The 12,092-nt window shown below is 73.3% G+C and carries 9 protein-coding genes; 6 read left to right on the plus strand and 3 right to left on the minus strand.

The features are described 5' to 3' along the window. Window positions 1-31 precede the first annotated feature (31 nt). From Prubr_RS25700 to Prubr_RS25725, 6 genes are read left to right on the plus strand one after another with little or no spacing between them, the layout of a single operon-like run. Window positions 32-1,057, plus strand: a complete 1,026-nt coding sequence (locus Prubr_RS25700; protein WP_212817499.1) for an ABC transporter ATP-binding protein — start codon at window positions 32-34, stop codon at window positions 1,055-1,057. Continuing rightward, window positions 1,029-2,051 (plus strand): ABC transporter ATP-binding protein, encoded by a 1,023-nt coding sequence (locus Prubr_RS25705; protein WP_212817500.1) that lies wholly within the window; start codon window positions 1,029-1,031, stop codon window positions 2,049-2,051. Before Prubr_RS25700 ends, Prubr_RS25705 begins: the two co-directional genes overlap by 29 nt. Beyond that, window positions 2,051-3,055: an N-acetylglucosamine kinase gene (locus Prubr_RS25710; protein WP_212817501.1), complete on the plus strand. Its 1,005-nt coding sequence runs from the start codon at window positions 2,051-2,053 to the stop codon at window positions 3,053-3,055. Before Prubr_RS25705 ends, Prubr_RS25710 begins: the two co-directional genes overlap by 1 nt. Beyond that, a complete protein-coding gene (locus Prubr_RS25715; protein ID WP_212817502.1) occupies window positions 3,052-3,738 on the plus strand; it encodes an N-acetylmannosamine-6-phosphate 2-epimerase in 687 nt (228 codons plus the stop codon). Before Prubr_RS25710 ends, Prubr_RS25715 begins: the two co-directional genes overlap by 4 nt. Continuing rightward, window positions 3,738-4,445: a GntR family transcriptional regulator gene (locus Prubr_RS25720; RefSeq protein ID WP_212817503.1), complete on the plus strand. Its 708-nt coding sequence runs from the start codon at window positions 3,738-3,740 to the stop codon at window positions 4,443-4,445. Before Prubr_RS25715 ends, Prubr_RS25720 begins: the two co-directional genes overlap by 1 nt. Next, window positions 4,445-6,082 carry an FAD-dependent oxidoreductase gene (locus Prubr_RS25725; RefSeq protein ID WP_212817504.1) on the plus strand — a complete coding sequence of 546 codons (1,638 nt, stop codon included), beginning with the start codon at window positions 4,445-4,447 and terminating at the stop codon, window positions 6,080-6,082. The genes Prubr_RS25720 and Prubr_RS25725 overlap by 1 nt, the downstream gene beginning before the upstream one ends. A 10-nt stretch (window positions 6,083-6,092) precedes the next feature. Here Prubr_RS25725 and Prubr_RS25730 read toward each other — a convergent pair whose 3' ends face one another. From Prubr_RS25730 to Prubr_RS25740, 3 genes are all read right to left on the minus strand, one after another. Then, on the minus strand, window positions 6,093-8,102 hold the full coding sequence (locus tag Prubr_RS25730; protein ID WP_212817505.1) for a hypothetical protein: 2,010 nt from the start codon (window positions 8,100-8,102) through the stop codon (window positions 6,093-6,095). A 175-nt stretch (window positions 8,103-8,277) separates the two neighbouring features. Beyond that, window positions 8,278-10,065: an ABC transporter ATP-binding protein gene (locus tag Prubr_RS25735; RefSeq protein WP_212817506.1), complete on the minus strand. Its 1,788-nt coding sequence runs from the start codon at window positions 10,063-10,065 to the stop codon at window positions 8,278-8,280. Beyond that, window positions 10,065-11,966 carry an ABC transporter ATP-binding protein gene (locus Prubr_RS25740; RefSeq protein ID WP_246567639.1) on the minus strand — a complete coding sequence of 634 codons (1,902 nt, stop codon included), beginning with the start codon at window positions 11,964-11,966 and terminating at the stop codon, window positions 10,065-10,067. The genes Prubr_RS25735 and Prubr_RS25740 overlap by 1 nt, the downstream gene beginning before the upstream one ends. Between the last annotated feature and the right edge of the window lie 126 nt (window positions 11,967-12,092).

Consider the following 12,092-nt stretch of genomic DNA (forward strand, 5'->3'; position numbering starts at 1 on the left):
CGTCCCGCCGATTCCGGACCCGGAGGACCCGATGGTCGCACCACCACCCGCCCGCCAGCCACTGCTGGCCGTCGACGACCTCGTCGTCTCGTTCGACGGCCCGCTGGGCACCTACCGGGCGCTCAACGGCGTCTCGTTCCACGTCGACGCGGGCGAGACACTGGCGATCCTCGGGGAGTCCGGGTCCGGCAAGTCGGTCACCGTACGCGCCGTCATGGCGTTGCTGCCCCGGCACAGCGCCCGCGTCGAACGCGGCACCGTCCGGTACGCCGGCGAGGAGATCTCCGCCAAGCCGGTACGCCGTACCCGGGAACTGTCCGCCACCGAGATCGCCATGGTCTTCCAGGACTCGCTGACCGCGCTGAACCCGGTGGTCCGGGTCGGCCAGCAGATCGCCGAACTGTTCCGGGTCCGGCAGCGCCTCTCCCGCCGGGAGGCGTGGCAACGGGCCGTCGCCGGCCTGGACCGGGTCGGCATCCCCAACGCCGCGAAACGCGCGCACGACTATCCGCACCAGTTCTCCGGCGGCATGCGGCAACGGGTCGTGATCGCCATGGCGCTCGCGCTGCGGCCCAGGCTGCTCATCGCCGACGAGCCGACCACCGCCCTGGACGTGACCGTCCAGGCGCAGATCATGGACCTGCTGCGGGAACTGCGCGAGGCCGACGGCATGGCGATGATCCTGATCACCCACGACCTCGGCGTGGTCGCCGACGTCGCCGACCGGGTCGCGATCATGTACGCCGGCACCGTCGTGGAATCCGGCCCGCTGCGGCAGGTGTACGACGCCCCGGCCCACCCGTACACCCGGGGGCTGATGAACTCGGTTCCCGCGCCGGACCGGCCCGGCAGCCGGCTGACCCCCATCGAGGGGATGCCGCCGTCACCGCTGCACCCGCCGACCGGCTGCCCGTTCCATCCCCGCTGTCCCGTCGCCCGGGCGAACTGCCGTACCGACCGGCCGACGCTGCGGATCGTCGCCGCCGGCCACCAGGCGGCTTGCCACTACGCGCAGGAGGTGATGACCGGTGTCGACACCGTCAAGGGCGCGGCTTGAGGTCAGGCAGCTGCGGGTCACCTATCCCGCCGGCGGCGGCCTGCTGAACCGGGGGCCGGACATCAACGCCGTCGACCGGCTCAGCCTCACCGTGACCGCCGGCCGCACCCTCGGCCTCGTCGGCGAGTCCGGGTGCGGCAAGTCGACCCTGGCCCGCACCATCGTCGGCCTGCGTCGCCCGGCCGGCGGCGAGATCTGGTACGACGGCCAGCGCGTCGACGACGCCGACGCGGCCCGGCGGCGCCGGCTGACCGCCGAGATCCAGATGGTCTACCAGGACCCGTACTCGTCGCTGAACCCGCGCAAGAAGGTGTCGTTCATCGTCACCGAGGGCTGGCGGGTGCACCGCGGCCTCGTGCCGCGCCACGAGTGGGCGGACCGGACCGCCGACCTGCTGGCCCGTGTCGGCCTGGCCGCCGAGGTCGCCGACCGCTATCCGCACCAACTCTCCGGCGGGCAGCGCCAGCGGGTCGGCATCGCCCGCGCCCTCGCCCTGTCGCCACGGATCGTCGTCTGCGACGAGCCGGTCAGCGCCCTGGACGTGTCGGTGCAGGCGCAGACCCTGAACCTGCTCGCCGACCTGCGCGAGGACCTCGGCCTGGGCTACCTGTTCATCGCCCACGACCTGTCCGTGGTGCGGCACATCAGCGACGACCTGGCCGTGATGTACCTGGGCCGGATCGTCGAGACCGGACCCGCGGCGGTGGTGTACGACCGGCCCGCCCACCCGTACACCCAGGCGCTGATCTCGGCGGCCCCGGTGCCCCGGCCGTGGGCGGCGCCGCCCCGCGAACGGATCGTGCTCACCGGCGAGGTGCCCTCACCCGCCTCCCCGCCGTCGGGCTGCCGGTTCCGGACCCGGTGCCGGCTCGCCCAGCCACGCTGCGCCGAGGTCGAGCCGGAGCTGCGGACGGTGGCCGGCCGCGAGGTCGCCTGCCACTACGCCGAGGTGAGCCTGTCCGGCGACGTCGCTCTCGACAAGGCGGTGCGGTAGTGGACGCCACCGGGGCGGGCGGCCCCGCACCGGCCCGGCCCGACGTCGTACGGGTCGGGGTCGACCTCGGCCAGGGCGGCTGCCGCGCCGTCGCCCGGTACGGCGCCCGGACCGGCCACGCCGACACCGGCGGCTTCTGGGGTGCCGACCCCGACGCCCGCGTCGTGACGGCGGTACGTGACGCGCTGGCCGACCTCGGCCCGGTCGCTGACGTACCGCTGGCGGTCGGGGTCGGGATGACCGGCCTCAACGGACAGCCGCCGCGGGTGGACCCGATCCGATCCGGACTGCGCGACCTGGGCCGGCGCGGCACGCTGCGGGTCGCCGACGACAGCGTGACCGCGTACCTCGGGGCGCTCGGTCCGGTCCCCGGCGTGGTCGTCGCCGCCGGTACCGGGGTGGTCGTGCTCGCCGTCGGCGCCACCGTCGCCCGCGCCGACGGCTGGGGCGCCGACCTCGGCGACCGCGGCTCGGGGCACTGGATCGGCCGGGCCGCGATCCGGCTGGCACTGCGCGACCACGACCGCGGCCGGCCGGGACCGCTGCTCGAGGCGGTCACCGCGACCTTCGGACCGGTCGAGACGCTGCCGGCCCACTGGCGCGACCAGCCACCGACCCCGGAGGTGGTCGCCGGCTTCGCCACCACCGTCGCCGAACTGGCCCGCGCCGGCCACCCCGGCGCCCGGCGGATCTGGGAGCGCGCCGGCCGGCTGCTCGCCGAGTCGGTGACCGCCGCCGTACGCCGCAGCGGGCCGGTCGGTCCCGAGGTGCCGGTCGCCGGCACCGGCGGCCTCTTCGGCGCCGGCAACCTGCTGATCGCGCCGTTCACCGCCGCGCTGCGGGCCGGCCTGCCGCAGGCCCGGCCGGTACCGGCCGCCGGCGACCCGCTCGCCGGCGCCCTGGCCCTGTCCGACGGGTCGGCCGTACCGGCCCCGCTCGCCGCACTCACCGTCCACGTCGACCTCGAGAAGGTCGACATCGTAGAAGAGGTTGAACCGCGATGAAGGTGGCCGATGCCATCCGTGGACGGCTGGTCGTCTCGTGCCAGGCCCAGGACAGCGACAGCCCGTTCGTGGACACCGCGCACATGATGGCGATGGCGTCCGCGGCCGTGCTCGGCGGCGCCGCCGGCCTGCGCGGACAGGGGATCGCGCACGTACGCGGCATGGCCGACCTCGGCGTGCCGGTCATCGGCCTGGTCAAGCGCAGCACGCCCGGCAGCGCCGTCTACATCACGCCGACCGCGGCGGACGTGACCGCGCTGACCCGGGCCGGCGCGCAGATCGTCGCGGCGGACGGCACCGCCCGCCCCCGGCCCGGTGGGGAGAAGCTCGTCGACCTCGTCGGCGCCGCGCACGCCGGCGGCGCACTGTTCATGGCCGACGTGGACAGTCTCGACGCCGCGCTGGCCGCCGTGGACGCCGGAGCCGACCTGGTCGGCACGACGCTGTCCGGCTACACCGCCGGCCCCGTCCCGGAGTGGCCGGACATCGCCCTGGTCGGCGCCCTGGCCCGGCACTGTCCCGTTCCGGTGATCGCGGAGGGGCGGTACCGTACCCGTGCCCAGGTATCGGCGGCGTTCGCCGAGGGCGCGTGGGCCGTCGTCGTCGGCACCGCCATCTCCGACCCGGTCCGCACCACGCGCTGGTTCGCGCAGGCCTGCCCACACCCCACAGCGGAGCCGTGATGACCACCAAACTGAGCCATGTTCGGGCCGAACTGCGACACCGCGTCTCGGCCCTGGCGCCGCACGCGGCGCTGCCCCGCGAACGGGACCTCGCCGAGGAACTCGGCGTGAGCCGGACCACCCTGCGCCAGGCGCTGCGGGAACTGCTCGACACCGGCCTGATCTACACCATCCGGGGCCAGGGCACGTTCGTCTCCGACACCCGCATCGCCAAGGACACCAGCCTCAGCGGCTTCAGCGAGGACATGCGGGCCCGCGGCCTGACCCCGAGCAGCAAGATGATCGACGCCGACGCGGTCGTCGCCCGCGACGCCGTGGCCACCGAACTCGGCCTGCCCGAGGGGTCGCTGCTCTACCGGATCGAGCGGCTGCGGCTGGCCGACGGCGCGCCGATGTGCCTGGAAGAGGTGCACCTGCCCGCCGACCTGTTCCCGGGGCTGCTGGTCGAGGACCTCGGCGGCGGGCTCTACGAGACCCTGAAGGACCGCTACAGCGTCCAGGTCACCGTCGCCCAGCAGATGATCGCCGCCGTCGTACCGACGCGGCGGCAGTGCGACCTGCTGGAGATCCCGGCGACGGCGGCCCTGCTCGAGGTACGCCGCATCGGCTTCGACGGGCGCGGCAGGGCGATCGAACGCGCCGTCTCCTACTACCGCGGCGACCGGTACCACTTCTCACTGACGGCACGACGAGGCGAGGGCGGCTGATGGGCACGGGTACGACGACTGCCGAGGAGTTCACCGACGTCCTGGTCGTCGGCGGGGGAGTGGGCGGGATCGCCGCCGCGCTCGCCGCGTGCGAGGGCGGCGCCCGGGTCGTCGTCGTCGAACCGTACGAGTGGATCGGCGGTCAGCTCACCTCGCAGGCGGTGCCGCCGGACGAGCACCGGTGGATCGAGACGCACGGCTCGACGCGCACCTACCGGCGCTTCCGGCAGGGGGTACGCGGCTACTACCGCGACTGGTATCCACTGGCTTCGCCGGCCGCCGGCGGGCTGCTCAACCCCGGCAACGGGTGGGTGAGCCCGCTGTGCCACGAACCGCGTGCGGCGCTGGCCGTGCTGCGGGCGATGATCGCCCCGTGGTGCGCGTCGGGCCGGTTGACCGTGCACACCCGGGCGCGGGTAGAGCGGGCGTACACCGACCGGGACACGGTCACCGGCGTCGCCGTACGGCTGGCCGACGGCACCGTACGCCACATCGGCGCCCGACTGGTCCTGGAGGCGAGCGAGACCGGTGAGCTGCTGGCCCTGGCCGGCATCGAACACCGCACCGGCACCGAGGCGCAGGCGCAGACCGGGGAGCCGAGCGCGCCACGCGAGGCGGCGCCGCTGAACATGCAGGCGGCCACGGTCTGCTTCGCGCTCGAACACGTCGACGGCGACCACACCGTGGACCGGCCGGCGGACTACGCGCACTGGCGGAACATGTCGGCGCCGGGCTGGCCCGACCGGCTCTTCAGCTGGACCTATCCGGATCCGCGGACCGGCGAGCCGATCACCGGCAGGTTCGTGCCGAACCCGTCGGCGACGGCCACCACGTCGATGGAGGAGGCGCTGCTCGCCCCGGAGCTGTGGACGTACCGGCGGATCCTGGACCGGCAGGCGTTCCGGCCCGGTCTGCTGGCCAGCGACGTGACGATCGTCAACTGGCCGATGACCGACTATCTCGACGGGCCGCTGTTCGACGTACCGGACGCGGCGCGGCACGTCCGGCGGGCGAAGGAGTTCAGCCAGGCGTTCCTGTACTGGATGCAGACCGAGGCGCCCCGGCCGGACGGCGGCACCGGCTTCCCCGGGCTGCGGTTGCGGCCCGACGTGACCGGCACCGCCGACGGCTTCGCCCAGGCGCCGTACATCCGCGAGGCGCGCCGGCTCGAGGCGGTGACGACGCCGACCGAGCAGGACCTGTCCGTCGCCGTACGCGGGGACGCCGGGGCGGTGCGCTACCCCGACTCGGTCGGCACCGGGCACTACCGGATCGACCTGCACCCGACGACCGGCGGCGACGGCTATCTCGACGTGGCCGCGCACCCGTTCGAGATCCCGCTCGGGGCGCTGCTGCCCCGACGGGTCACGAACGTGGTGGCGGCCGGCAAGGCGATCGGGACGACGCACATCACCAACGGCTGCTACCGGGTGCATCCGGCCGAGTGGTCGATCGGTGAGGCGGCCGGCGCGCTCGCCGCCTACTGCCTGGACCGGCAGACCTCGCCGCACGGGGTACGGGACAGCGCGAAGCTGCTCGAGGACTTCCAGGCCGAGTTGGATCGGCGCGGCGTCGACCTGCACTGGCCGGCCGCCGTCACCGGGGCGGGGGCGCCGGTCGAGCCGCCGGTGGTCTGAGCCGGCCCGGTCAGGTCGGCGCGAACCTGGTGCCGAGCATGGCGTCGGCCCGGTGCCCCAGGTAGCCCAGGGCGTCCCGGAGCGCGGCGGCCATGTGGTCGTCGCTCACGTCGGGCTGGTTGTACGAGTCGGTGAAGATCGAGCCCCGGTGGGCCTCCAGCACCACCACGTAGCCGCGTTCGTCGTACGCCGCGACCATCGAGCCCTCCGACGGCTCGCTCGCGTACGGCGACCACCTGGTGTGGAAGCCGACCGCCAGGGCCGGCCACTCGCCGACGTCGAACGCGGTGGCGTCGGTCCTGGAGTTCTCCTCGGTGTGGGTGCACCGGGTGACGCCGAGCAGATTGGTGAAGAAGCTCTTCACGGTGTCGCGCTGTTCCGGCGGCACGTAGGCGACGTAGGCCCGGGTACTGACGTCGTTCATGCGGCCGTCGGTGCGGCTCTGGTTCGCCAGGAGATAGAGCTGCCGCCGGTCGGTGCGGTCGACGTACGAATCCTGCCACCGCACCGGCAGCTGGTCCTGGCAGGCGTACCCGATCGCCGGCCACCGCGCCGCGGTCCCGTACCGTCGCTCGACCTCGTAGAACTCCTGCAGGTCGGGTTCGACCAGGTACATCTCGGTGCCGGGCGGCGGCAGCACCCGGTCCAGCAGGTTCAGCGGCGGGTCTTGCCGCGCCAGCGACAGCCGGTATCCGACCGGGCCGTTGGTCAGCGCCTCCCGCATGAACGCGGCCACCTGGGTGACGACGTGGGCGTTCTCCCACAGCACCTTCACCCGGTTGAAGACGTTCACGAACCGGCCCGCGTTCTGCAGCAGCTCCGGAAACGCCTCGGGGCGCAGCTTGCGGTAGACGTAGTCGGTCAGCGCCTGCCCGAACGCCTTGGCGAGTGCCTCGACGGCCGGCGAGCAGGTGGCGAGGGTGGCGATGAACCAGCCCTCCAGCGCCTGCAGCGTGCGCTCGCCCTTCTCGACGAACTGCTGGGCGGCGTCGGCGACGCAGCCGACCACGTCCATCATCTGCTGGGCCTTGGCGATGGTCCGCACCACCTCGTCGTCGGGTTCGAGGGGCGTCGCCAGTTGCAGTGCCGCGGTCGCCAGTTCGAGGACCGGCGTCACCACGTCGAGGCGGCCCTGCACCGCGGCCCGCCCCTGGTCGACGTGTGGCAGTTTGGCGGCGTCCACCTGGAGTTTCAGCATGCCGCCACCGGGCAGCACCACCGTACGGTTGCCGGTGTGCAGCATGCGGGCCAGCCGGATCATCCGCGAGTAGGCGTTCGACGGTGCGGGCCGCACCTCCTCGTACGTCACCCCGTCCGGCAACGTCAACTCGACCGGGAAGCCCTTCGTGTTGCTCACGAACAGGTCGTACGTCTGTCGGGTCTCGTCCTCCCGCCGGAACCTGGTGCAGACGACCGTGTCGTCGACGAACTCGTTCGTCTCGACCAGCAGGGTCAACGGCAGCACGGGACAGTGTTCGGTCGGCGGCGTGGCCGTGAGACCGCCGATCGCGCTGAAGATGCCGTCGGAGCTGAACTGGTTGGCGACCTCGTTGACGAAGGCGTCGAGCCGTTCACGGAACCGCCAGGTCCCCAGCCCCCAGGTCGAGAAGACGTCGGTCGCGACCGTCACCGTCCGCTCCTGCGTGTCGACCGAGACCGGCGGCAGTGGGTGCCAGCGCTCACCGTCGTGACGCAGCGCGTAGAGGGCGTCGACCTCCTCGGCCGACAGCGTGTCCGGGTACGACAGGGTGAGGCGGGCGTGCCGGCCCTCGGGAAGCTCACCGGCCTCGACGTCGGTGAAGGCGCCGACCGGCGCCATGTTGGGCAGGCCGGGAAGCTCGGTCGGGGGCTCGGCGCGGGTCAGCGCCACGTCCACGCCGGCCGGCGCCTCGACACTGAGGCCGTCGATCGAGTGGACCGTGGTCCGGTCGGCGGCCCAGCGGACCAGCACGACGCCCGCCACGACCAGGACAGCCAGCGCGGCGGCCACGCCGGCGAGCAGCCGCTTGTCGATTCTCACTCGGTCGCCTCTTCCGGGGTGCGATGGACGGCGCCCGCGTAACGTGCTCCGGCGCGGCGACGTTCCAGATAGGACGGTTCATCCTGTCAGCGTCGCCGCGTCCGGCCCAGCCCCACGCGTACCGGCATCACCACCTGATCGGGCTCCCGGCCCGGTACGGACGGTGAGCCCGGCGCTACCGGTAGGCCTCGGCCTGCAGCTCGTACAGTTCCGCGTAGAGGCCGCCGGCCCGGACCAGGGTCGTGTGGTCGCCGGACTCGACGATCCGCCCGTCGGCGACCACGATGATCAGGTCGGCCATCCGGACGGTGGAGAACCGGTGCGAGACGAAGACCGTGATGGCCCCGGTTTTGTCCGCCAGTTCGCGGGACTGCGCGGCGTACCGTTCGAACAGCGCGTGTTCGGCGGCGGCGTCCAGCGCCGACGTCGGCTCGTCGAGGACGAGCAGCAGCGGCTCCTCGCGCATCAGCGCCCGGCCGAGCGCGAGCTTCTGCCACTGCCCGCCGGAGAGTTCGGTGCCCTGGGGGAGGGTCTTGCCCAGCGGGGTCTCCAGCCCGTGTTCGAGCCGGTCCACCACCTCGGTGGCCTGCGCCCGCTCGAGGGCGGCCGACACCGCCGGCCCGGAGGTGATCCGGGGCAGGTCGCCGACCCCGACGGCCTCGCGGGCCAGGAGTTCGAAGCGGACGAAGTCCTGGAAGCCGGCCGCGATCCGGGACCGCCACCGGTCGAGCGGGATCCGGCGCAGCTCGACGCCGTCGACGAGGATCTCGCCCTGGACCGGCTGGTAGAAGCCGCAGAGCAGCTTGACCAGGGTGCTCTTGCCCGCCCCGTTCTCGCCGACGATGGCCACCGAGGTCCCGGCCGGCAGGGTCACGTCGACGTCGCGCAGGACCGGGGCGGCGGCGCCGGGGTAGCCGAACTCGACCCCGCGCAGCCGGATGCCCTGCCGCAGCCGGCCGGGCGGCTCGGCGTCGGGGGCGGTCCCGGGTTCGGCGGCGTCGATCAGTGCGCGCACCTCGTCCAGCCGTACGAAGGCGTTGGTGATCTGCTGGAACTGCTGCAACTGCGCCACCGCCGCGGCCACCTGCTGGTTGACCTGTGCGGCCAGCGCGATCGACAGCACCACCTCACCGACCGTACGCCGCCCGGCGGCGGCGTCACGGACCACGAGCAGGATGCAGACCACGTATCCGGCGGCGAAGCAGAGCTGCCCGACGGTACGCACCAGGGTCGCGGCCTGGTGCGAGCGCCACAGCCGGCGGGTGACGCCGTCCCACAGTGCCCGGTGGCGGGCCAGCACCTCCCGCTGGAGCCGGAAGACCCGCAGCTCCTTGGCCGGCCCGGCGTCGGTGGTGATCTGGAACAGTCGCTGGGCCACCCGGTCTGCCTGCGCCGTTTCGATCTTGGCCCGGTCGACCATCCGCTCGGCGAACCGGCCGGTGATCAACGGTGGGACCGCGGCCAGCGGGAGCAGCAGCAGGAACGGGTTGACCATCGCCAGCAGCACCGCGGTGAGCAGCATCGCCACGGCCAGCCCGGCGAGCGCGAGCAGCGCCTCCAGGCTGCTGCGCAGCTGCTGCATCTCCCGGCGGAGCACGGTCAGCCTGTCGGCGTAGTCGGCGCGCTCGTGGTGGGCCAGCCCGGGCGATCCGTTGGCCAGCCTGATGATCTCCCGGTCCACGTGGACCACGTTCAGTTCGGACAGTTCGAAGTGTGCGATGTGGGCGAAGTGGCCCAGGGTCAGCGCGGCCACGGCGAGCACCGCGACGGTCACCCCGGCGAGCACCGCGCCCGTCGTCCGCCCCTCGAGGGCGGCGTCGATCAACCAGCGCAGACCGAGCGCGGTCAGCGGCGCGGCCACCGCACCGGCGATCATCAGCGTCACGGCGACGATCGTCTTGCGCCGGTTCTGGTGCCAGCAGATCGACAGCAGCCGCCGGGCGGTGGCGAACAGGTCGCGCATCAGGACGCCTCCACGTCGTCGGTGAACCGGCTCGCCTGGAGCCGGAACAGTTCGGCGTACCGGCCGCCGAGGCGGACGAGTTCGTCGTGCGAGCCCTGCTCGGCCACCCGCCCCTGCTCCAGGACGACGATGTTGTCGGCGTGCCGGACGGTGGAGAACCGGTGCGACACGAGGATCGTCGTCATTCCCTCGGTCAGCCGGACGAACTCGTCGTAGAACTGGGCCTCGGCCCGTACGTCGAGGTTGGCGGTGGGTTCGTCGAGGACGAGGATCGACGCGCCGTGGCGCAGCGCGAACAGCGCCCGGGCGATCGCCACCCGCTGCCACTGGCCGCCGGACAGGTCGACGCCTGCCTCGAGGTGCCGGGCCAGCGGGCTGTCCAGGCCGCGGGGCAGGCCGTCGAGGGTGTCGAGGATGCCGGCCGCGCCGGCCGCCGCCCGGATCCCGTCCCGGTCCGCCAGGTGCTCCACCGCACCGAAGCCGATGTTCTCCGCCGCGGACAGGTCGTGTCGCAGGTAGTCCTGGAAGATGACGGCGATGTGCCGCCGCCAGTCGTCGACCGGCAGCTCGCGTACGTCCACCCCGTCGACCCGTACGCTGCCCTTCGTCGGCTCCTGCAACCGGGTGAGCAGCTTGACGAGCGTGGTCTTGCCGGCGCCGTTGACGCCGACGATGGCGGTCGACCGGCCGACCGGGATGGTCAGGTCGAGCCCGTCGAAGACGGTCCGGTTCTCGCCCTGGTAGCCGAATCCCACGTCGTCGAAGTGGATCGCGGTGGCCGGCCTGTCGACCCCGGTGCCGGCGTCCGTCCCGGTCGCCGGGGTCATCGCCCGGACGCTGGCGTCGAAGGTCCGTACGGCGTCGTAGGCGTTCATCCCGAACTGGGTCGGCACGTCGGACTCCGGGTACTGCTCGCCGAGACGCAGCGCGGCCAGGACCGCCTGCAGGGTCAGCACCAGGTTGGTCAGCGGCAGCGTTCCGGCCGCCTCCGCGCCGACCGCCCCGAGCAGCGTCGCGGTGACCAGCAGGGCCGCGCCGGTCATCCACAGGTGCGGCTTGAGGAAGACCCGCCGGCGGGCGGCCCAGACCAGGACGATCCACTTCATGTACGCGTCGCGGTAGCGGTCGGCCAGCCAGTCGACCAGCCCGAAGACCCGGATCTCCTTGCCGCCCGGCGCGCCGGCGCCGATGTCGCGCAGGTAGTCGCTGCGGCGGCGGTCGGCCGCGATGATCCGGCCCACCTGGGAGTACCTGCGCAGCCCGCCCCGCTGGCCGTGGCGCAGGAACATGACCACGGCGGCGACCGCGACGCCCATCGGCCAGGAGAAGAACAACCCGATCAGTACGACGTAGCCGGTGAGCTGCACGTACCGGGCGACGAGCGCGAGCAGCCCGGCGCACGCCTTGCCGGGGCTGGTGAAGCCGTGTTCGAGTTCGCGACCGGCGTCGCCGAGTTCGTTGAGCAGCCGGGGGTCCTCCAACGGTGCGACGGTCGGGCTGCGCAGGGAGGCCGCCATCAGCATCCGGGTCACCCTGCCGTCGACCCGTCGGGCGACGAGTTCGCCGAGGGCGGTCTGCAGCGGGGCGAGCACCTGCTGGCCGACGAAGGCCGCGGCGGCGACCCAGAAGGCGAGCATCATGTCGGCCCAGGCCGGCGAGTCGGCGCCGCCGGTCACCGCGGCGGGCACCTGGCCGAGCAGCACGCTCGTCGCGACGACGAACGCCACCGGGAGCAGCCCGAAGACGATGTTGAACAGGGTGAGCGCGGCGGCGAGCGGCCAACCGGCGGTGGGGATCAGCTTCGCGATCTCCCACCGGGGCCGGGCGACCGCGCCGGCATGGGCGACCGCCGCCCTGATCCGATCACGCCGCCGGGGGTGGGCTGGGGCGTCGTTGGGCAATTCCGTCTCCAGAACGTGATCGGGGTGCGGCGGCCGTCGCCCGGCGTCGGCGGTGACGGGCCCGGGTCGGCGGCGGTGGCCGACACCGTCCCCTTCGGAACGTCACATCTTCGGAACGTCGCCGCA

Source organism: Polymorphospora rubra (assembly GCF_018324255.1).
Classification (GTDB): domain Bacteria; phylum Actinomycetota; class Actinomycetes; order Mycobacteriales; family Micromonosporaceae; genus Polymorphospora; species Polymorphospora rubra.